This window comes from Polaromonas sp. JS666 (genome assembly GCF_000013865.1).
Lineage (GTDB): Bacteria > Pseudomonadota > Gammaproteobacteria > Burkholderiales > Burkholderiaceae_C > Polaromonas.
In genome coordinates, this window is the sequence record NC_007950.1 from 60,162 (window position 1) to 80,205 (window position 20,044).

Sequence of the window (20,044 nt, forward strand, 5' to 3'; positions counted from 1 at the left end):
TTATTTTTTCTCTGAATCGCATAGGGACAAATCTTGAAATTCGATTACGTTATCGTGGGCGCCGGTTCGGCCGGCTGTGTATTGGCCAACCGCTTGAGCGCGGACCCGTCGAGGCGCGTGTGCCTGCTCGAAGCGGGACGGTCCGACGACACCCCGCTGATCCGCACCCCCATGGGCATGGTGGGCCTGCTCACGACCCGCAAGTACAACTGGTATTTCAACACCGAGCCACAAGCCCAACTCGACGGCCGCCGACTGTACTGGCCACGCGGCAAGACACTCGGCGGCAGCAGCTCGATCAATGCCATGGTCTACATGCGCGGACACCAGGCTGACTACGACGCATGGGCCGCAGCTGGAAACTCCGGATGGGCCTACAAGGATCTTCTGCCGATGTTCTTGGAGCATGAAAATAACGAGCGCGGCGCCTCGGCATACCACACGACGAATGGGCTACTGAACGTCGCCGATGTGCGCTCGCCCAACCCCTTGTCGAGCCGCTTCATCGACGCCGCCGTGCAATGCGGCATTCCGCGCAATATGGATTTCAACGGCCTGCAACAGGAAGGGGCCGGGCCTCACCAGGTGACCCAGAAAAACGGGGAACGCTGGAGCAGCGCGCGGGCCTTCCTGCACCCGGTCATGGACCGACCGAACTTGACCGTGCTCACCGGCGCCCATGTCACGCGCATCCTATTCTCTGGCAAACAGGCCGTGGGGGTCGAGATCGAGCGCAAAGGCGAACGCCAGCGCATCGAGGCCGAGCATGAAATCATTCTGAGTGGCGGCGCTATCCATTCGCCGCAGTTGCTGCAGCTCTCGGGCGTGGGGCCGAAGCAGGCGCTGGCCCGGCACGGCATCACCCAAGTCGCTGATTTGCAGGGCGTAGGCCAAAACCTGCAGGACCATCTCGACGTGACGGTGATGATCCGCGACCGCAGCAAGCAGGCGATTGGTGTTGCACCTGGTTTTCTTCCGAGAGCGGTCGCCGGGCTCTGGCAATACTGGCGCAAGCGCGAGGGCTTTCTGTCCAGCAACGTGGCTGAGGCCGGAGGCTTTGCCAAGTTGTCGCCGCAATCGGCGTTGCCGGAAGTGCAGTTCCATTTCCTGCCGACCTACCTGCGTAACCATGGCCGCGATCTGGCGCCCGGCTATGGAGCGACCTTGCACATGTGCCAGTTGCGCCCCCAAAGCCGTGGCTTCATCGACCTGAAAAACGCCGACCCGCTGGCCGCACCGGTGATTCAGCCCAACTACCTGAGCCATGCCGACGACTGGGACGAGATGCTGCGCGGCCTGCAACTTGCGCGGCGCATCTTTGAGGCCGATGCCTTTCACGATATCCATGGCGGTGAAGTGGCGCCGGGTGCCGGCGTGCGCAGCGACCAGGATCTGAAAGCCTACATCAGGCGCAGCGCAGAAACCATTTATCACCCTGTCGGCAGCTGCAAAATGGGGAACGATGACATGGCTGTGGTCGACGCGCAATTGCGGGTGCACGGACTTTCGGGCCTGCGCATCGCCGATGCCTCCATCATGCCAACCCTCATCGGCGGCAACACCAATGCCCCTTGCATGGTGATCGGCGAGAAGTGCGCTCGCGCCATCCTGCGCAACCACAAGCCGCAGCCAGCCCATGCGCAAGCCAACCGCACCCAACGCTTGGCGGCCTGAGTTCCCACCAAGAGGCATCACGCGCTGCATCTCAACACGATACCCGGCCAGTGGCCGAATTTAGCCTTAACCCACAAAACCCAAGGAGACATCATGAACGGTCAGATGATGAGCGCCCCCCTGCTCATTTCCTCACTCATCACCCACGCGGCACGCCATAGCGGCGATGTGCCCATCGTCTCGCGCCGCGTCGAAGGCGACATCCACCGCACCACCTATGCGCAATTGCATGACCGGTCGCGCCAGATGGCCCATGCGCTCGGCGGTCTCGGTGTGCAAGCGTCGCAGCGCGTCGCCACGCTGGCCTGGAATGGCTACCGGCACCTGGAACTGTATTTCGCCGTCTCCGGCAGCGGTTCGGTGCTGCATACGCTCAACCCGCGCCTGCACCCTGACCAGTTGCTCTACATCCTCGACCATGCCGAGGACCAGGTGCTGTTCTTTGACCTGACCTTCCTGCCCCTAGTCGAAGCCGTGGCGGGGCGCTGCAAGACGGTACGTCACTTCGTCGCGATGATCGACAAGAACAAGATGCCAGCGAGCAAGCTGCCCAATCTGCTGTGCTATGAGGACCTTCTCTCGGCGCAAAAGCCCGATTTTGTGTGGCCCACCTTCGACGAGAACACCGCCTCGTCGCTGTGCTACACCTCGGGCACCACCGGCAACCCCAAGGGCGTGCTCTACAGCCATCGCTCGACGATGCTGCACACCTATGCTTCGGTCATGCCGGACGCGATCGGCATCTCGTCGCGCGACGGCGTGATGCCGGTGGTGCCGATGTTCCACGTCAATGCCTGGGGCCTGCCCTACAGCTGCACGATGGTCGGCGCCAAGCTGGTGCTGCCGGGGCCGGCGCTGGACGGCAAATCACTGCACGAACTGATTGCTGCCGAGCAGGTGACGTTTGCGGCCGGCGTGCCCACCATCTGGCTCGGCCTGCTCCAGTATGTCTCGCAGAACTCGCTCAGCCTGGCCCCTTTGAAGCGCACCATCATCGGCGGCTCGGCCGTGCCGCCGAGCATGATGCGGGCCTTCGAAGACGAGTTCGGCGTCGAAGTCATCCATGCCTGGGGCATGACCGAGATATCCCCGCTAGGCACGGTTTGCCGACTGCGCCAAAAGCATCTGGCCGACCCGCTGGACTCGCAGCATGCGCGGCTCGCCAAGCAAGGCAAGGCGGTGTTCGGCGTGGACATGCGCATCGTCGATCCGCAAGGGGCCGACGTCTCCTGGGACGGCAAGTCGCAAGGCGATCTGATGGTGCGTGGACCGTGGGTGGTTCAGAGTTACTTCGGCTCCGATGGCGCTGACCCGCTGGTCAGCGATGCGACGGGCGCGCAGTGGTTCCCCACCGGCGACGTGGCCACGATCGACGCCGACGGCTACATGCAGATCACGGATCGCAGCAAGGACGTGATCAAGTCCGGCGGCGAGTGGATCGGCTCGATCGACCTTGAAAACGTCGCCATGGCGCACGCGGCGGTGGCGATGGCAGCGGCCATCGCCGTGCCGCACCCGAAATGGGATGAACGACCCTTGCTGGTGGTGGTGCGCAAGCCCGGCGCGGAGGTCAGCCGCGAAGCGCTGATTGAACACTACAAAGGCAAGGTCGCCTCCTGGTGGGTGCCCGACGACGTGGTGTTCGTCGATGCCATTCCCATCGGCGCCACCGGAAAGATGCTCAAGAACCAGTTGCGTGAGCAGTTCAAGGACTACCGGCTGCCGGGGGGCGTTGTTGCATAAATCCCCGTTCGCCCCCAATGATCAGGCTGGCGCGCTGGTAGGCTCTGTGATTTTGCCTCGAACATGCCAAAAAACACGCTCCAGCCCAGCCAGCCCAAAGGCGTCTACCGGGTCAAGAACTGGCCCGAGTACAACGCGGGCCTGATCGCACGGGGAAATGTGACCCTCTGGATAGACGAGCGGATGTTCTCGCCAGCGCTTCAAACGCCAGGCCAGCGCGGGCGCCCGCAGGCGTACTGCGACGGGATGATCCAGATGCTGCTGACGCTCAAGTCGGTGTACCGCCTGCCGTTGCGGGCGCTTCAGGGGTTCGCCACCAGCCTGCAGCGCCTGGCTATGCCGGATTTGGCGGTGCCCAACTACAGCACGCTGAGCCGAAGGGCCAAGGCGTTGCGGGTGACATTGCCGGTGCTGCGCAATGCGGGCGAGGCGGTGCATCTGCTGGTGGACAGCACCGGTTTGAAACTCTTTGGCGAGGGCGAGTGGAAAGTGCGCCAACACGGCTACTAGCCAAGAGGCGCAGCTGGCGCAAAGTGCACCTGGCGCTGGACGCGAAAACTGGGCAGGTGTGCGCTGTGTTGATGACGCACCGCGACGTGATTGAGGCCAGTGTCCTGCCCGAGTTGCTGGCGCAACTGCCGCCAGAGACGAAGGTGGAAATTGTCGGCGGCGGTGGCGCCTACGACACCAAAGTGGCCCGCGCGGCCATTGCCGGGTGCGGCGCCCTGGCGCTCATTCCTCCCGTCGAAGGCGCCGTTCACTGGCCTGCCAGCCAGGCCGGGGCGTCAGAGCGCAACGCGGCCATTGACCACATAGCCCAAAGCGGCAAGCAGGACTGGAAGGACAAAAGCGGCTATCACTGCCGCTCTTTGGTGGAGAAGCTGATGTACCGCGTCAAGACCTTGACGGGCGACAGGCTGTGGGCGCGCGATGTGGATGTGCAGGATGCCGAAGTGCTGTGCGGGTGGGCATCATCAACCGCATGATGGTGCTCGCACGCCCGAACTCCGTCCGGGTTGCCTAAAAATGGGGGCCAGGGGGATACTTCGCCATCACGGGGATTTATGCAACAACGCCCCCTGTGATGCAACCCACTGCCCGTGCTCGATCGACTTGAGCAGTAGGTCTTTGCCGACCGCCGGGACCGCGTCACCCGAGGTTGCCCTTTGCATCGTGAATGTCATCTGCATGACGGCCGCCAAGTGATCGCGCTCAAGGTGGTGGAACCGCGCGGCCTTGCCAAGGAATCGCCCCCCCAACATCACCAGCAGTGACACCACGAGCACGGCCAGCATGCCGAATAAAAATTTCTGGCGCAGGGTAAATTGGGACATGGATAAGCTCTCTTTCAAAAAAGTAAATAAATGCGCTTAGATGCCTTTGGTCTATATCGACTCACCAGGGCCTTTACTTGGGACCATCCAGGCTCACAGCCAGGCCCGGGCACGCGCTTCGCGCAAAGCACCCGTGCGATTTTTCACGCCCAGCTTCGCGTAGATGTTGTGAAGATGCCATTTCACCGTGCCCTCGGTCAGCACAAGTCGACCTGCCACTTCGCCATTGGACAGGCCGTCGGCCAGCAGGCCAAGAATCTGCAGTTCGCGCTCGGTTGGCCGCTCCTGTTCCGCGGGCGCTGCATCCTGGCGTGCGGATGCAGCGCCTGCGGCAAGCAGCAGCGTGCGCGCGTATGAAAACGCCGGTGTGGGACTCTGCGGCTTGTCGACGACGCGGCGCAAAAGGCCCTCCAACTCGACACCCTCGTCAAGGTACAGGCGCACGTAGCCGTTCGATGCCGCGATGCGAAGGCTTTCCATCAGCGCGTCGTGCCCACCTTCGGTATCTCCGGTTCGCGCCAACGCCAACGAGCGCAGCATCAGCAGTTCGGCCAGCTTGTGCTGCTGGTGGCTGCGCCGCGCCCTGGCGATGCCGGAATCGGCCCATTGCAGGGCAAGGTCGGGCCGACCCTGCGCGAGATCGAGGCGTGCACAGAGGCGCTCGGCCTTGTCTCTGTGCAGGTTGGTCTGCGGTCCTTGCGGCAGCAGCCCATGGTCGCTCGCCATTCGCTGAGCCGCCTTGACGTCGCCGGCGCGCAGCAGCAACAACGCACGTTCGGCCACCATCGTCAGTTGCAGGCGGGCAAAGCCACGCGCCAGTCCCACGCGCTCGCCCTCCGCCGCCACGTCAAGCGCCGCAGATAGATCGCCACGTGCCGCCTGCAGACGTGACGCGGCCACATAGCCCGCAATCATCGCATCGATGATGCCCTGGTGCGGCAGCAGCGGCAACGCCGCTTCCACTTCCACCATCGCATCGGTGCACTGGTTGCGTTCGTACAGCAGCAAGGCGCGAATCGCACGCAGCATGGCCGCCAGGCCGGCGGCCCCAGGCGTGAAAGCGGGCGCTTCGGCCAGCGCCGAAGCGCTGTCCGCCAATGCATCACGATGCCGCCCCGCCTTGAGCAGCGAGGCCGCCGAAATCACCCGTACCCACATAAGACCGTAGGGCGAAGAGGCGTCCTCGAACTTCACTTGCGCCTCGCGCAAGGACTGGGCAGCCTCGGCGAAGCGTCCATTGCATTTGTGGGTTCTGTCGCAATAAGCGTAAACGACAATCCAGCTCATGCTTGATTTCCGCAAGAGTTCGATTATTGGTGCCTTGCTCAAGGTGCTCATTCGGTTCCACTATCCGCTGGAAGTGATGCTCACCTGCGTGCGCTGGTATGTAGCCTACCCGCTGAGCCTTCGCCACATTGAAGAGATGATGCAGGAGCGCGGTGTTGTCGTTGACCACGCCACCGTGCATCGCTGGGCGATCAAGATGGTGCCGGTGCTGGCTGCCGTATTTCGTCGGCGCAAGCACCCCGTTGGGAAGAGCTGGCGGATGGATGAGACCTATATCAAGGTGGCTGGTGAATGGAAATATCTGTATCGGGCCGTTGATCGCCAGGGCGATACGGTGGACTTCCTATTGACTGCCAAGCGAGATATGGCGGCTGCCCGGCGCTTCCTGGAGCGGGCGATCAACCTGCACGACGTGCCAGAGAAGATCACCATCGACAAGAGCGGCGCGAACACTGCGGCCATTGAAAGCGTGAAAGCAGACGCCTGCGTTGATATTTTGATGCGCCAATGCAAATACCTCAACAACATTGTCGAGCAGGACCATCGGGCCGTCAAAAGGGTCACCCGACCGATGCTGGGGTTCAAATCGTTTTGGAGTGCGCGGATCATCATTGCCGGCATCGAGACCATGCACATGATCCGCAAGGGGCAGATGGACTGCCCCGCCGGTCAACCCATGTCCGCAGCCCAGCAGTTCTACAGCCTCGCTGTTTGATCACCAGGTCAGCGACGCAACTCTTCTCGGCCAGACTCCACTATTGCGACAGAACCCGCAATACTGCGAGCATTACCGCCGGTTTGCTAAAACGCTCAAGCGCTCCATGCGGCAAACCCTCCGCGCGGGTGACTGCCTCGATTTTGCGTGACGTGTATTCAGCGGTTCCGGCTTACATCCCCAATGAAGACTCGAGCACCAATGTGGCGCAAAAAGTGGGCGAGTCCATCCCATCAATAGAGAGGTTCCAGTGAAAAATCCTGCCCGTTGACAAAGGTTCCTTTTGGCGACATTGTCACCTTTCGAGACCCGGAATACCGGAGCTTGAGTTCTTTGAGCTGCTCTTCACCAACTCGCAGGCTGTATTCCCCAGGCAGGACTTCAACCACGACAAAGAATCCGTCCGAGCCGCTGCGTGTTTCTGCGACAACCTTTCCAGTTTTGTCGACAAGCTCCACCAGCACATTGCCCACACCACGTTTGCGGCCGCTGTTGACCAGGTAAACAGTCCCGTCAATTTCCCCGGTTTGTACCAGCGCAAAGTCTATCTGGGTGACATTGCCGGGGCGTGGAATCACCCGCATGCCTTTTAACAGCGGCACCAGCTGAGGATCCTCGATGGTAGCCGGATTGATGGCGATATCGGAGTTGCGGTTGCTGAGAAGGTGCCCGACATACGCAATGCCTGCATCATCCGTCCGCACAGAATAGTTCGAAGAGTTGACCAAGAAACCGACATTTTTAACCGGCTGCTCCCCAGGGTCCATGATCCCGTTTCCGTTGCTATCAATAAACACTCGCGCAGAAACCGCGCCCGACTCCGCCATCGGCACCGCATCAAAAATCCATCGTGAGCGGCGCGGATCGCGCGCAATCCCTGTAAAAACCTGAACACCAATGTTGAACTCACGCCGAGAAGAATATCCAGCAGTTAAAGCAACGGCATAGCTCCCCAGGCTCTTGGTCAGGCTCGTCGTCAAACGCAAAACGGAATCCTGCACGGTGTAGGTTGCGCCCACATTCAGCAGATAGCCCGGGCCCAGTGACCGGTCGGCTAGAAGAGCGAGCGCGGACAACTTCGCCTCGGGACGAAGCAGATAATTGACCTGGCCGCCCAGCCGAAACATACCCACGTTGCCGCTGATCTGAAAGGTGCCGTCAACGGCACGGGCGCCCTCGCTACTCGACAGGTGCAGCGAGTTGCTGAGCGTGGCCAGTGCCACCGACGTGGAGAGCAGCGCCCTCGCGTCCAACACCTTGACACCGGATTGCAAGCGGTCATGCTGCAACTCCAGGGTAAAAGGAAAGTCACCCAGCGATTTACTCAGAAGCAAGCCATCGAAACGAAGCCGGTCGCGCGATCGCACCGGATCGGCCGACACCGGAAACAAAGCGCTTGTAAAGTCACGAAGCTGTAAATGATTCCAGCCCACCGCAACACCTGCAAACCGGCTGCGCGCGCTGAACTCGTAAAGCGACCCACCGGTCGACTGACGCGTTAAATTTCCGACAAAGACGGCGTTTGCGGCGAAACCGTGCAAGCCCATACTGGTGTAGTTGGTACGTTTGCCATCCGGCGCGTCCAGATTCATGGCACCCAGGGTGCCGGTCACAAATTTACTGAGCCCCCATTCGGCCACTGCGGCGGTGCGCTGCAATCCCACTGCGTCACGATTGGACGCCAGGTTGTAGTAAAAGCTCCCCGGCACATTCAACGACTCATCCAGAAGAAAACTTTTTCGCTCTACCCTGAGCTGACCTTGTGGCCCATGAAAAACGAGCCGGAATTCATTCGGACCGTAGACCAGGTTGAGGTCATTAAAAGCATATTTGCCGTCGCCCCGGGACTGCTGGTACGCGAGCAATACATTGTTCAGATTCAGCTCGACGTCCCAGCCGGGCGGCAAATCCCCCTGCAGCGTATGGCTGTCAAATCGCGTGGGGCGGTCCAGCGGCATGTTGCTGACAGAAAACCCGTTGCCTACGGCACTGCTCAGGGAAATATTCGACACGCCGGGCACGCTGACATTGCCGAGCGCAAAAGACCGCGCCTTGAGTGGGCCGAGTAACTCACCTTGCGGGTCGCTTCGACCCACCGTGAAACGGTTCTGTTGAGTATCCTGATTACTGCCGGAGGAAAACACCGAAGCCTGCAACCCAGCGAGGTCGCCGCGAATGTAGGTTGTATAGGACGCGCTGTTCGACTTGTTGCCGTTGCCCCGTTGCCCCCCGAAAGACAGTGTCTGATCGACGAAGGGCACGTCGACCAGCTTGTAAGGATTGTCTTTCAGCGGATAGTTCAGTTCGACCGGCTTGGGCGCGGCCGCCAGGCCGGCGATTTTGGCTTCACGCGCAAGTCGGTCCTGCAGGGGGAGCCGCTCCCGCGGTTTCAGCTTCACTGACAGGCTGTTGAGGTTGATTTCAAAATCCACCAACAACCAATCGGCCAACAGCTTGCTTTCCACATAAATATCGTCGTTTTGCACCAGGACATTGGCAGGATCGAACGTGGAGGATTTGTCGGTCAGCGTGACGCTCTGATTGCGGACGTTGAGCGAGAAAGTTCTATTTTCCCCTCGAATGAAACCCCGCCCCGTGCCCTCGGCCGGATACGCGCGAATGCCTATGGCCATCAGACTCGACATTTCGCCCAGCGGCAGAAATATCTTCTGACCAAATTGAAATGCACTTAAAGAATCGGAAAGGACATGCTCATCGATTCGAATTTCGAAGAGCGCTGTGTTGCTGTCCAGTGACTGGGGCTTGGACGAGATCGGTTGAGACCGTGCCGCATCCGTAAAAGCAAGCGACAGGAAAAATACCAGGCCAAGGAGCAGCCATTGACAACGGCTCCCCAGGCCAGGCGCACGCCGAGCAGTGAAATCCCCACCCACTTTAAAGAAGGGCTGTCCGCCGTTTGTCACCCTGGATGTAGCGAGCAGGAAAAACCATCAAGGAATCTGGACCGCATTTTCTGCGAGTAATTTGCCGCCGTCAGCCGTGCGCTCCTTGTAGGTCACGCTGAGCGTGCCTCCGGCCAGCACGGTTCCTGCCGGTGTCTGAAGCGTGAGTCTTACCCGCCGAAGTGCATTCGGAACATAAACTGCGACGCCACCCGCCTGTGCCACAACCTGTTCGCTCCCCGAAGAGCTCTTGAACGTGGCCGTGAGGTCACCATAGACCGAACGGTTGCCCATTCGATGCATCTGCAAGGCAATCACAGGCGGTTGACCGGCAGCCTTAGGCTTTTCCAGCGCAATATCGGAGAGAGTCACCACTGCTTCGGTGTCTCCATGGCGAACGATGACCGGAATAGAAACGCCAATCAATGCGGCAATGGTGACGCCCACTTCGTTAGCGCCCGGCTTCATCTGGCCTTCAATGGAGTTCGTCAAGGCCGGATCGGCCACCTTTTCAAAACTGAGGTGGGACCGGTATTCACCCGGTGCCAGGTCAGCAGGCTTGCGCACGGCAATCCGCACCAACTGCTGCGTTCCCGGCTGCAACACGATCTGCCGCGGTGAAAAAACCAGCATGGGGCCGGCAAACTGATCGCCAGGTCCAGGTTCTGTGATAGCTTGAAACTCGCCAGATTCGGTCATCCGGCGATTGACGATGTTGAGACGGTAGGTGGCCGGGGCGGTGCCGTCATTAATGACATCAATCTGTGCCGACCGCTGGTTTTTCTCAAACACGATTCGAGTCGGATTGATCATCAGATCGGCAAAGGCAGGCACCGGCGCAACGCTCACAACAAGCAGAAGCAACAGAGCAATCAATAAAGATTTGGTCGTCTTGAAGCGCAATATTCTCATGACAGCCTTGCTGTAAACACGGGCACATCCCTTCTTTCAGCGTAGCTTGAAAGCATATTGAAAAAGTATGTCAATTATTGACCTAAGGGCTCGTTGTGATGGTGAAGGCTGCACCGGTGTAGGTGCCCGCGGTTGAGCCACTGTTGGGGATGGTCAACGTCGCACCCACCGACAAGGTATTGGGGGTGCCGTTTGAAGGATTTTGCAGTGTCGTAAAGCTACCCACAGTCATCGTCACACCGCCCGCCGCCATGGTTGCGGACGTCGGCGTGAAGACTGCGGTATAGGAGACGCCGCTACCCGGTGCGGTAACCGAATAAGTTGCGGCACTGCCCGGGTTGCTGGTTGTCAGCACCACCCCGCCTGAAGCGGTTCGTGCCCCAAGCGGACTGATCGTGATGGTGCAATTGGCACAACTCGGCAGCACCGAGAAAGAGCCGAAGTTGATAACAGTGTTTACAGAGATAATCGTTGTCTTGGGGGCCGCAAAGCCGGCGCCAGGAAGAAAGGCGACCGAAGAGATCACGAAAGCACTAACCAGCAGGTTATTCAATCGGCGCAGAAAATCTATGATTTTTTTCGAGGACAATGGTCGTCCCACCGTCAATATACCGACCACGGGCGCCTGCATCAATTGTAGTTAACCTGCACGCTCAACTCACCCGACAAGAGTTTGGTCAAAGCCTGGCTGACTTCGACGGCGAGCCGTCCACCACTCAATAGTGATTGCGCCGGCACAATCAATGACGCAGCTGAATCATTCGCGGAAAATCCCTGAGCTCCTGAGGAAGATAAACCCGGCTGGCGGGACGCTACTACCAAAGAGTTCTGGGCGATGAGACTATCTCTCGAGGTAGGAAACTGAATCATGTAGCCTGACGTAGCATCAGCTCCCGCCACGCTAAACCTCGCCACCCCTGCCGCATCGACATCAACCAACGTGATCCCGAAGCTTGCGCCTACTGATCCCTCTCCAGTGGACCCCACGCCACCCGGTGCAGCACGAGCACGAGTCGGCTGGTCAATGGTAAAGCCAAGTCTGATAGGCATAGCCTGCACGCTGGCCTGCGGAGTTTGCAAGCGGATTACAATTGGCAGCGAAATCATTTCACCAATAACAGTAGCACTCACCGCGCCAGTAGCCGAAGCCGCATTCGCTCCAAAACTCAGCACTGCCGGGGCAATCGCCAAAGCCAATGCCAGCGCATTGGCGCGGGATGACCGACTGCGAAGGAAAAACAGGCGCGGCATAGCCCCTCCCAAAAGGATCAGTTGTATTCAACCGACAGGTTATAGGTCCCCGTGTAGCTACCCGCCGCCTGATTCGCATCAACGGTCAGCGTGCCACCGACAGGAAACGCGATGGTGCCGCCAACCAATGCGCCAGCGGCTGCACCCGTAACGGTCACCGCCATGGTATTGGCACCACTGACCACGTTGAAGCCGGCTGGATAGGTCACAGCAAACGTTGAGGCGCCGGTCCCCGTCACCGTAAACGATCCCGCCGAGAAGGCACCAGTTGCAAACACCACTGTGCCGGTTGCACTCCGGGCGCCCGCCGACGTCAACGTGACCGTTCCGCCCGAGGCATTGCCTGAAAGTGTTCCGAAGTTCAGTGCGGTGCCAGCAGCGATCGCGATGGGGGTCAGCACGGTGGCACTGGCCGTTCCCGTAGCGGTTGCGGCCAGCGCTCCGGTGGAAAAGGTAGCGGCGACTGCCATGAATGTAGCAAGGAGGGAAAAGCGGGATAAGGTTTTCATTTGATGGGCTCCTATGAGGTTAATAAAAACTAACTAAGCCTAGTCTCTAGCGTGCCCAGAGCTCAGGCCACCTATTTATAAAAGGTGGTATGAATGGATTTTTTCCATGTTGAGCTCCTTAAAGTTATTGATCTTGCTGGGATGATGTGGTCCTGAAACGGCCTTTTTTTTCGCAAACGCCTTACCGTTATGAATGAGGGAGGTCAAAACTACCAAAACCAAAATTACCGTCCCCGCACAGAGCCATCGCCAACCGATGACCAGTTATAAACGAGCACGACTCACATCAAAAAGTCAAATTGTTAGCCGGTAAACATTTGACGTGTTTAACATGCATTGTTTTCCAACTCACAGAAAACCAGCGTCAGGTCAGCAGTGCGAAGCTCCTTCTGAATGGCTCCCATGACAATCTCCCCGTCATTGGCGGGCGATTGCCCGTCAGTCCTTATGTCAACTTTGGTTACAACACCTACCACGGAAATCCGAACGCATCTGTGGCGGCGCATGCCATAGAAGTCAACGGAGACCGCAGCGAGCCGGGTTCTGTCGCAATAGTGGAGTCTGGCCGAGAAGAGTTGCGTCGCTGACCTGGTGATCAAACAGCGAGGCTGTAGAACTGCTGGGCTGCGGACATGGGTTGACCGGCGGGGCAGTCCATCTGCCACTTGCGGATCATGTGCATGGTCTCGATGCCGGCAATGATGATCCGCGCACTCCAAAACGATTTGAACCCCAGCATCGGTCGGGTGACCCTTTTGACGGCCCGATGGTCCTGCTCGACAATGTTGTTGAGGTATTTGCATTGGCGCATCAAAATATCAACGCAGGCGTCTGCTTTCACGCTTTCAATGGCCGCAGTGTTCGCGCCGCTCTTGTCGATGGTGATCTTCTCTGGCACGTCGTGCAGGTTGATCGCCCGCTCCAGGAAGCGCCGGGCAGCCGCCATATCTCGCTTGGCAGTCAATAGGAAGTCCACCGTATCGCCCTGGCGATCAACGGCCCGATACAGATATTTCCATTCACCAGCCACCTTGATATAGGTCTCATCCATCCGCCAGCTCTTCCCAACGGGGTGCTTGCGCCGACGAAATACGGCAGCCAGCACCGGCACCATCTTGATCGCCCAGCGATGCACGGTGGCGTGGTCAACGACAACACCGCGCTCCTGCATCATCTCTTCAATGTGGCGAAGGCTCAGCGGGTAGGCTACATACCAGCGCACGCAGGTGAGCATCACTTCCAGCGGATAGTGGAACCGAATGAGCACCTTGAGCAAGGCACCAATAATCGAACTCTTGCGGAAATCAAGCATGAGCTGGATTGTCGTTTACGCTTATTGCGACAGAACCGTATTGCGAGTATTGGTTGGTGCGCTGCGCTGGATGACTGGCCTGGTATTCCTGCCACAGCAGCATCAGGGTCATGCCTTTGCGGGCGAGTTCACGGTGGACCTGGGCAAAGTCGGGCTGGATGAAACGCCCATCGCCGCCATTGCCCGGTAGCAGCCGGGCTTGCAAATGAGCCTCTGTCATGGGCTTGATCTCGCCCCAGTCCAGGCCAGCGGCGTTGGCCAGGCTAACGTATTTGGCGACCACGCCTTTGGAGATTTTGAGGGCCATCGCTGCGCGTTCAAGCGAGTGGCCGAGCCGCACCGCTGGCCAATCTTCCGTAAACCCAGTAAAATGGACAAAATGGATGTTTTAATATAAATCAGACAAAATTTTATGAAACTCTACAAATGGAACAGTTCTCTTCAACCGACGCAAAACAGCGCTTTGGCCAGTTGCTGAAGGCATCAGCCTCTGCGCCTGTGGCGATTGAGAAGCACGGGAGAGTCGCTGCGTACCTGACGTCGCCTGAGTTTTTCGAGCGTGTGCAAAAAAATGATCCAGGAAATTCAGCTCGCCAGCTCGCCAGGGTGAAGCAGGCTGTGATCGAAAAAGACCGGCTTATCAGGCATCAGCGAATTGCGTTCGACTTGGTCACGTTGGCGCCAGACAAGCGCGACTGGTTGATCAAAGATGCGCGTGCCATGGTCGATCGCTGGCGCGCCGAGCGTCTTTGCAGTGCGGACTACATCCAAAAATGGGAGCAAATCCTGAAGATGAACCCACAGGAGATGGCGGCCACGATCGTCTCTGACGTCGGTGGTTGGGGGGCCTCCCTTCGTCAAAACTCGCCATGGGTCGGAGTGCACGCGTGAACCTGGACGCGCTTTTTGCGATGTTTAAGGAGGCCCGGACGCTGTCTGGGCACACCGATTTCGTAGTCATCGGCAGTCTTTCAATCCTGGGCCTTGAGCAGAGCTTCGAAATTCCGGACTCGATGACCATGTCAAATGACATTGACTGCTACACCCAAGCCGACCCCGGCCGCATCTTCGACGTCGTGGATGCCTTGGGCGAAAACTCGCCGTATCACAAGAAATCGGGCTTTTTTCTCGATGCCGTCTCGCCGGAATTGCCGAGCCTGCCGGACGGCTGGCGGGACCGTTTGATCAAGGTCGAGTGCGACGGCCTGAGGGCCTGGTTTCTCGATCCCAACGATGCCGCTTTGTCCAAATACGCGCGCGGTGAGCCTCGCGATCGGAGATGGATACAGGCGGGAATTCTCGCGGGGGTTGTATCGATGCCGATCGTCATGGCTCGCATCGGCAGCACGAACTTTTACGACAGCGAAGAAGAACAAAGGGCCCGTGTTCTGGTCGAAGAAGATCGTGCCTGGTTCGAGATTGTCAAAGACTCGCGCGCGGAAGTGCCGCGAGCGGATTCCCCGTCAACTTAGCAACAGTCGACCAATTTCAATTTGCAAATTTTCGATTACTGCATATCGGCGCTAGTCACTTCGAGTTTCGCCCTGCGCCGCTGTCGACCCTGGAAAAACCGTGTCGTTGCAGATCTGCGGCAAAGCTGCCCTCGCCACTTCCCCAGTCAAGCACGGAAAGCCTTTCAGCGTGGATGCCAAATTGACGGCTCACGTCCTGCGCTGTGCGCGTACCACGCTCGCCATTGTAAATTTGCGGCGCAAAGTCTGAGGGTGTCCAATGATCAAAAGCGCGCGTGAATTTGAAACCGCAGCCCGAGCAGCGATAGTATGTGGTGGTCAAGTCTTTTCGGACACATCAATAGGTTGTTGAGTTGCCGATTTATGCTCGAAAGCATTGGGTGACAAGTTCCCCAATTTGGAGTGCAGTCGCACAGTGTTGTACAAGTCAACAACGAAACACCCATAGTACCGAGTCACGGGAAGTTCGATATCGCTGGCATCCTTGGTTTGGTCGTCTGGTCTGGGTCCGTAGCACGAGGATCAGCCAGGGACAAGGCTTCGTTCGCTGCGCATTAACCCCGGAACTCGATTCCCCGGCTCTTGAGATCGCGGCGTGGATGTTCGATGCCGGTGTCTGCGGCCTGATGAACCTGGCAAGCGAGCCCGCCGTGGTCGTCGAAGCGCTGAGCGCATTGAACGCGCTACTCAGACATGCCACCCACAATTTGAGCACCGCTGGCGCAATGCTGTTGCCGCCGACCGAAAACTGACCCACTTTAGGCCACTGTGCCGACTCAAAACTGACCCAGGTGTTTTACTTGCCTTGCCTAAATTTTGGGCAGGGGACGAACAAGGTGATCACCATGGAAATGTTGGGAAGAATTCGACGGATGTATTTGCGCGACAAGGTGTCGTTGCATGAAATCACCAAGCGCACGGGCTTGTCGCGCAATACGGTGCGCCGCTGGCTGAGGACGCCAGAGGCCGTGCAGGTGCCGGCCTACAGCAGGGCGGCGGGGTTTAGCAAGCTCAGTGAGTTTGTTGCGGAGCTGGAGCAGTCGCTCAAGGCCGACGCGCTGCGACCCAAGCAGAATCGGCGCACGGGACGCGCGTTGTTCGCGCAAATCAAGGCCAGCGGCTATGTCGGTGGATATACCCGTGTCACGGACTTCATCCGTGCCTGGCGTGCCAGTGCGGGCAAGCAGATCAAGGCCTTTGTACCGCTGAAGTTCGACCTGGGTGAGGCGTTCCAGTTTGACTGGAGCGAAGAAGGCTTGGTAGTGGGCGGCATTTATCACCGCATGCAGGTCTCGCATATGAAGCTGTGCGCCAGCCGGGCCTTCTGGCTGGTGGCCTACCCGAGCCAGGGTCACGAGATGCTGTTCGATGCCCACACCCGCTCCTTTGCGGCCTTGGGTGGCGTGGCGCGCCGGGGCATCTACGACAACATGAAGACCGCCGTGGACAAGGTCAAAAAGGGTAAGGGCCGGGTCGTCAACGCGCGCTTTGCCGTGATGTGCGCGCACTACCTGTTTGACGCTGACTTTTGCAACGTCGCCAGCGGCTGGGAGAAAGGGGTCGTCGAGAAGAACGTGCAGGACAGTCGCAGGCGTATCTGGCTGGATGCACAGACGCGCAAGTTTGGCAGCTTTGCCGAGCTCAACGCCTGGTTGGCTGAGCGGTGCCGGGCTTTGTGGGAGGAGATTCGCCACCCCGAATACAAGCAATTCAGCGTAGCCGAGATGCTGGAGCAAGAGCGTGGCGAACTCATGCCCATGCCCACCGCGTTTGACGGCTATGTGGAGAGGTCAGCCAAAGTATCCAGCACCTGCCTGGTGGCGGTGGCACGCAATCGCTACTCGGTGCCATGTGAACTGGCGGGCCAGCGCGTGAGCACCCGGCTGTACCCCAACCGAGTTGAGATTGCCACCGATGAGGCCATCGTTGCCAGCCACGAGCGCCTCGCAAACCGAGGCCACATCTGCTACGACTGGCAGCACTACATTGCGCTGGTACAGCGCAAGCCCGGCGCCCTGCGCAACGGGGCTCCCTTTGCTGACATGCCAGCGCCTTTGCAGCGTTTGCGTCAAGGGCTGATGCGTCACGACGGGGGCGACAAAATCATGGCGCAGGTGCTCAACTGCGTATCCAGCCATGGCCTGGAGGCGGTGCTGGTGGCGGTGGCATTGGTCATCGAGTCTGGTGTGCTCAGCACCGAACACGTCCTCAACGTACTGGCGCGTCTGAACGCCAGAGAGCTGCCCCAGACTGTTGAGAGTACCCTGCAGCTCAAAGAGGTGCCAGTCGCCAACACAGGCCGCTACGACAGTCTACGTGGCGACGCCATGGTGGAGGTGGGTCATGCGTGATATCACCACTGAACTCAAAGAGCTGCGCCTGCACGGCATGGCCGGAGCCTGGGCCGACTTGACGACCCAAGAGGGAGAGCCAACCGATGTGGGCGTACAAACCTCCCGTTGGTTGATCGAGCATTTACTGCAAGCCGAGCACACCCAGCGCGCCATGGCCTCGGTGCGTCACCAGATGAAGGCGGCCAAATTCCCACTGCATCGTGACCTGGCGGGCTTTGACTTTGAGGCGGCCAAGGTGGATCAAAAGCTGGTGAAGCAACTCTCCACACTGGACTTCACCGACACGGCACAAAACGCGGTTCTCATTGGTGGGCCAGGCACCGGCAAGACGCACTTGGCCACGGCCATTGGGGTGTCTGGCATTGCAGCAAAGGGCAAGCGCGTGCGCTTTTATTCCACGGTGGATCTGGTCAATGAATTGGAGAAAGAAAAGCGCGAGGGCAAAGCCGGACGCATCGCATTGGCACTGATGCGCCTGGACTTGGTCATCCTTGATGAGCTGGGGTATTTGCCCTTCAGCCAGACCGGAGGTGCCTTGCTGTTTCACCTGCTCTCCAAGCTGTACGAGCACACCAGTGTGGTGATCACCACCAACCTGAGCTTCTCGGAATGGTCGGCCGTGTTTGGCGATGCCAAGATGACCACGGCGCTGCTGGACCGGCTCACCCACCACTGCCACATCGTGGAGACGGGCAACGAGTCCTATCGGTTCAGGCACAGCACCATGGCCGCCAAGACGCGCATCAAGGCCAGGGAAAGCGCCCGCAAAGGCAGCTTGGCAGCACCCGCCACCGAGGAGTTGGACGCGCCGTTCTGAGGTCGCCCAAGCAGGGGGAATCCGCTACGGGCTACGCCCTTCGCTCCTTCCCCCTGCTCGCAATCAAAGACAAGGAGATGAGGTAAGAACCAGCAATTGAGTAAACTTATCCACAGTTGCTGATTCAAAAACCAGCAACCCGCCCTGGGTCAATATTGGATCGGCAGGGTGGGTCAATATTCAAGCGGCGCCGACATGATTGCGGCCCACGTTGGCGCTGCGACATACTTCGCCGAGATCGCAGCCATCACTGTCGATGAGGACGCGAAAATGTTTAAGCAGCACCATCAATGCCGTCTTCGTTTGGGCACTGATGCAAAGCAAGTGCGGCCCGGCGGTGCCAGAGCTCATCTTCTCCGGCGCGCGGGGCGCTTGCTCCATGACAACGTGGCAATTTGTGCCGCTCAGGCCAAAGGCGCTTACGGACACCCGAATCGGCACTCGCGTGCTCAGTGCGCGAGTCGTGTCGTTGACCTCAAGGTCATAGTTCGCCCAGGGAATACGGGGATTCGGGACTTGAAAATTGGCAGTCGGCGGAACCTCTCCAGCCTTGCACACAACCAACAATTTGAGCAGTCCGGCCATGCCAGCTGCAGCCTCCAGATGACCGACATTGCCCTTCACGCTTCCGACCAGCAGGCGCCGATCTCGCGTTCCACGCGGTGAATACACATTGCCCAGCGAAATAACTTCTATCGGATCGCCCAGCGGCGTACCAGTCCCGTGCGCTTCGACATACTGGATGCTCTCGGCGTCGAACTTTGCCTCTCGGAGCGCGTCACGAATCACCGCCTCCTGTCTTGACCCATTTGGCGCTGTCAACCCGTTGCTGCGACCATCATGGTTGACTGCCGAGCCTTTGATAAGGCCGTACACATGATCCTCATCCTGGGTTGCATCGGTTGCGCGCTTCAAAATCACCGCGGCGATGCCCTCTCCGCGGCCATACCCGTCGGCGCGCGCATCGAAAGGCTTGGAGCGCCCATCAATCGACACCGCCCGCAATTTGCTGCAGGCGATACTGCCGTGAGGCGAGATGATCAAGTTCGCCGTGGCGACGATGGCCATGTCGATTTCCCCGCTCAGCAGCGCGGTGCGCGCGAGGTGAATGCCGACCAGCGACGACGAGCACGCCGTATCCAGCTGCATGCATGGCCCAGCAAGATCCAGCAGGTACGAGATGCGGCCGGCCGCAATGCTCCGCGCATTTCCCAGAGTGCTGAACGCGGTAATCCGGGTGGGATCGCCAGAATTGATGCTTCCGTGAGAGTAGTCCTCCGAAGAGAGGCCCACGTAGACACCAGTGCGACTGCCGCTGAGCGTCTTGGGTGCGATCCCGGCGTCCTCCAGGGCTCGCCAGACAATTTCCAGCAGCAGGCGATGCTGTGGATCCATGTCTATCGCCTTGGAGGCGGACAGGCCAAAGAACAGGGGGTCAAAGTCAGCGATGCCGTCAACCAAGGAGGCTGCGGCCGCGTACAGCCGACCTTCGGCTTTTCTGTCTGCGCTGAAGTAGCGCGCTGCGTTCCAACGCTCTTCCGGAATCGGCGCCGCGGTGTCACGGCCGGAAAACAGCAGCGCCTCAAAATCAGCAAGGCTGTTGACCCCACCGGGAAATTTCATCGCGCAGCCGATCACTGCCACCCCGTCCACGCGTGAGCCAGACAAGCGCGCCACCTCCGCCTTGAGCTCGCGGAGTCTTGAAAGTGCTTGCGATAAAACCTGGTTGTCGTCCACTGTCCCTACCTCTTGAAATCGTTA

General features: G+C 59.2%; 19 protein-coding genes and 1 pseudogene. 9 read left to right on the plus strand and 11 right to left on the minus strand.

Annotation, left to right across the window (positions count from 1 at the left end):
* The first annotated feature begins 33 nt into the window (after positions 1 to 33).
* The 3 genes and pseudogenes from BPRO_RS26535 (at position 34) to BPRO_RS26545 (ending at position 4,441) form a co-directional block, all read left to right on the plus strand.
* Positions 34 to 1,674, plus strand: coding sequence for a GMC family oxidoreductase (locus BPRO_RS26535; RefSeq protein WP_011486142.1), 1,641 nt, complete (start codon positions 34 to 36; stop codon positions 1,672 to 1,674).
* A gap of 93 nt (positions 1,675 to 1,767) precedes the next feature.
* Positions 1,768 to 3,417: a 3-(methylthio)propionyl-CoA ligase gene (locus BPRO_RS26540; protein WP_011486143.1), complete on the plus strand. Its 1,650-nt coding sequence runs from the start codon at positions 1,768 to 1,770 to the stop codon at positions 3,415 to 3,417.
* A 63-nt stretch (positions 3,418 to 3,480) separates the two neighbouring features.
* A pseudogene (locus tag BPRO_RS26545) lies at positions 3,481 to 4,441 on the plus strand (IS5 family transposase).
* A 28-nt stretch (positions 4,442 to 4,469) separates the two neighbouring features.
* On the opposite strand, the gene BPRO_RS26550 reads toward BPRO_RS26545, so the two are convergent.
* Both BPRO_RS26550 and BPRO_RS26555 read right to left on the minus strand, forming a co-directional pair.
* Positions 4,470 to 4,751, minus strand: a complete 282-nt coding sequence (locus tag BPRO_RS26550) for a hypothetical protein (protein WP_041390616.1) — start codon at positions 4,749 to 4,751, stop codon at positions 4,470 to 4,472.
* 93 nt (positions 4,752 to 4,844) lie between these two features.
* Positions 4,845 to 6,038 carry a LuxR C-terminal-related transcriptional regulator gene (locus tag BPRO_RS26555; RefSeq protein WP_011486144.1) on the minus strand — a complete coding sequence of 398 codons (1,194 nt, stop codon included), beginning with the start codon at positions 6,036 to 6,038 and terminating at the stop codon, positions 4,845 to 4,847.
* On the opposite strand from BPRO_RS26555, the gene BPRO_RS26560 reads away from it, so the two are divergent.
* Positions 6,037 to 6,753: an IS6 family transposase gene (locus BPRO_RS26560; protein ID WP_041390618.1), complete on the plus strand. Its 717-nt coding sequence runs from the start codon at positions 6,037 to 6,039 to the stop codon at positions 6,751 to 6,753. The genes BPRO_RS26555 and BPRO_RS26560 overlap by 2 nt on opposite strands.
* Positions 6,754 to 6,986: 233 nt before the next feature.
* Here BPRO_RS26560 and BPRO_RS26565 read toward each other — a convergent pair whose 3' ends face one another.
* The 7 genes from BPRO_RS26565 to BPRO_RS26595 all read right to left on the minus strand — a co-directional run bounded on the left by BPRO_RS26565 (position 6,987) and on the right by BPRO_RS26595 (position 13,947).
* Entirely contained in the window at positions 6,987 to 9,677 is a 2,691-nt protein-coding gene (locus BPRO_RS26565) for an MSCRAMM family protein (RefSeq protein WP_157046053.1), read from the minus strand.
* A 27-nt stretch (positions 9,678 to 9,704) separates the two neighbouring features.
* Positions 9,705 to 10,568 carry a fimbrial biogenesis chaperone gene (locus BPRO_RS26570; RefSeq protein ID WP_011486147.1) on the minus strand — a complete coding sequence of 288 codons (864 nt, stop codon included), beginning with the start codon at positions 10,566 to 10,568 and terminating at the stop codon, positions 9,705 to 9,707.
* 82 nt (positions 10,569 to 10,650) lie between these two features.
* The gene (locus BPRO_RS29085; protein WP_232291626.1) at positions 10,651 to 11,199 is read right to left on the minus strand and encodes a DUF4402 domain-containing protein; all 549 of its coding nucleotides are present in this window, start codon (positions 11,197 to 11,199) and stop codon (positions 10,651 to 10,653) included.
* Positions 11,199 to 11,819, minus strand: coding sequence for a hypothetical protein (locus BPRO_RS29090; RefSeq protein ID WP_157046054.1), 621 nt, complete (start codon positions 11,817 to 11,819; stop codon positions 11,199 to 11,201). Before BPRO_RS29090 ends, BPRO_RS29085 begins: the two co-directional genes overlap by 1 nt.
* Before the next feature lie 17 nt (positions 11,820 to 11,836).
* Positions 11,837 to 12,328 (minus strand): DUF4402 domain-containing protein, encoded by a 492-nt coding sequence (locus BPRO_RS26580; RefSeq protein ID WP_011486150.1) that lies wholly within the window; start codon positions 12,326 to 12,328, stop codon positions 11,837 to 11,839.
* A 595-nt stretch (positions 12,329 to 12,923) separates the two neighbouring features.
* On the minus strand, positions 12,924 to 13,640 hold the full coding sequence (locus tag BPRO_RS26590; protein ID WP_011486152.1) for an IS6 family transposase: 717 nt from the start codon (positions 13,638 to 13,640) through the stop codon (positions 12,924 to 12,926).
* Positions 13,633 to 13,947, minus strand: a complete 315-nt coding sequence (locus BPRO_RS26595; protein WP_011486153.1) for a hypothetical protein — start codon at positions 13,945 to 13,947, stop codon at positions 13,633 to 13,635. The genes BPRO_RS26590 and BPRO_RS26595 overlap by 8 nt, the downstream gene beginning before the upstream one ends.
* A gap of 119 nt (positions 13,948 to 14,066) precedes the next feature.
* Between BPRO_RS26595 and BPRO_RS26600 the strand changes: the two genes are divergently transcribed.
* Together BPRO_RS26600 and BPRO_RS26605 are read left to right on the plus strand one after the other, a co-directional pair.
* A complete protein-coding gene (locus tag BPRO_RS26600; protein ID WP_011486154.1) occupies positions 14,067 to 14,531 on the plus strand; it encodes a type II toxin-antitoxin system Phd/YefM family antitoxin in 465 nt (154 codons plus the stop codon).
* The gene (locus BPRO_RS26605) at positions 14,528 to 15,112 is read left to right on the plus strand and encodes a DUF6036 family nucleotidyltransferase (RefSeq protein ID WP_011486155.1); all 585 of its coding nucleotides are present in this window, start codon (positions 14,528 to 14,530) and stop codon (positions 15,110 to 15,112) included. The genes BPRO_RS26600 and BPRO_RS26605 overlap by 4 nt, the downstream gene beginning before the upstream one ends.
* Positions 15,113 to 15,167: 55 nt before the next feature.
* On the opposite strand, the gene BPRO_RS29100 is transcribed toward BPRO_RS26605, so the two are convergent.
* The gene (locus BPRO_RS29100; protein WP_081430607.1) at positions 15,168 to 15,434 is read right to left on the minus strand and encodes a hypothetical protein; all 267 of its coding nucleotides are present in this window, start codon (positions 15,432 to 15,434) and stop codon (positions 15,168 to 15,170) included.
* Positions 15,435 to 15,711: 277 nt separating this feature from the next.
* Here BPRO_RS29100 and BPRO_RS29980 point away from each other — a divergent pair, with 277 nt between their 5' ends.
* The 3 genes from BPRO_RS29980 (at position 15,712) to istB (ending at position 18,283) form a co-directional block, all read left to right on the plus strand.
* Positions 15,712 to 15,864 (plus strand): hypothetical protein, encoded by a 153-nt coding sequence (locus tag BPRO_RS29980; protein ID WP_157046056.1) that lies wholly within the window; start codon positions 15,712 to 15,714, stop codon positions 15,862 to 15,864.
* Between the two features lie 93 nt (positions 15,865 to 15,957).
* On the plus strand, positions 15,958 to 17,463 hold the full coding sequence (gene istA / locus BPRO_RS26610; protein ID WP_011486156.1) for an IS21 family transposase: 1,506 nt from the start codon (positions 15,958 to 15,960) through the stop codon (positions 17,461 to 17,463).
* Positions 17,456 to 18,283, plus strand: coding sequence for an IS21-like element helper ATPase IstB (gene istB, locus BPRO_RS26615; RefSeq protein WP_011486157.1), 828 nt, complete (start codon positions 17,456 to 17,458; stop codon positions 18,281 to 18,283). The genes istA and istB overlap by 8 nt, the downstream gene beginning before the upstream one ends.
* A gap of 180 nt (positions 18,284 to 18,463) precedes the next feature.
* Here the strand turns inward: istB and BPRO_RS26620 are convergent, their stop codons facing one another.
* Positions 18,464 to 20,020: a beta-ketoacyl synthase N-terminal-like domain-containing protein gene (locus tag BPRO_RS26620; protein WP_011486158.1), complete on the minus strand. Its 1,557-nt coding sequence runs from the start codon at positions 20,018 to 20,020 to the stop codon at positions 18,464 to 18,466.
* Positions 20,021 to 20,044 lie beyond the last annotated feature (24 nt).

Coding starts and splice junctions, on each gene's coding strand:
- BPRO_RS26540 (WP_011486143.1), top strand. CDS start 1,768: ATGAACGGTCAGATGATGAGCGCCCCCCTGCTCATTTCCTCACTCATC.
- BPRO_RS26550 (WP_041390616.1), bottom strand. CDS start 4,751: ATGTCCCAATTTACCCTGCGCCAGAAATTTTTATTCGGCATGCTGGCC.
- BPRO_RS26560 (WP_041390618.1), top strand. CDS start 6,037: ATGCTTGATTTCCGCAAGAGTTCGATTATTGGTGCCTTGCTCAAGGTG.
- BPRO_RS26555 (WP_011486144.1), bottom strand. CDS start 6,038: ATGAGCTGGATTGTCGTTTACGCTTATTGCGACAGAACCCACAAATGC.
- BPRO_RS26570 (WP_011486147.1), bottom strand. CDS start 10,568: ATGAGAATATTGCGCTTCAAGACGACCAAATCTTTATTGATTGCTCTG.
- BPRO_RS29085 (WP_232291626.1), bottom strand. CDS start 11,199: ATGCAGGCGCCCGTGGTCGGTATATTGACGGTGGGACGACCATTGTCC.
- BPRO_RS29090 (WP_157046054.1), bottom strand. CDS start 11,819: ATGCCGCGCCTGTTTTTCCTTCGCAGTCGGTCATCCCGCGCCAATGCG.
- BPRO_RS26580 (WP_011486150.1), bottom strand. CDS start 12,328: ATGAAAACCTTATCCCGCTTTTCCCTCCTTGCTACATTCATGGCAGTC.
- BPRO_RS26590 (WP_011486152.1), bottom strand. CDS start 13,640: ATGCTTGATTTCCGCAAGAGTTCGATTATTGGTGCCTTGCTCAAGGTG.
- BPRO_RS26595 (WP_011486153.1), bottom strand. CDS start 13,947: ATGGCCCTCAAAATCTCCAAAGGCGTGGTCGCCAAATACGTTAGCCTG.
- BPRO_RS26600 (WP_011486154.1), top strand. CDS start 14,067: ATGGAACAGTTCTCTTCAACCGACGCAAAACAGCGCTTTGGCCAGTTG.
- BPRO_RS29980 (WP_157046056.1), top strand. CDS start 15,712: ATGTTCGATGCCGGTGTCTGCGGCCTGATGAACCTGGCAAGCGAGCCC.
- istA (WP_011486156.1), top strand. CDS start 15,958: ATGGAAATGTTGGGAAGAATTCGACGGATGTATTTGCGCGACAAGGTG.
- istB (WP_011486157.1), top strand. CDS start 17,456: ATGCGTGATATCACCACTGAACTCAAAGAGCTGCGCCTGCACGGCATG.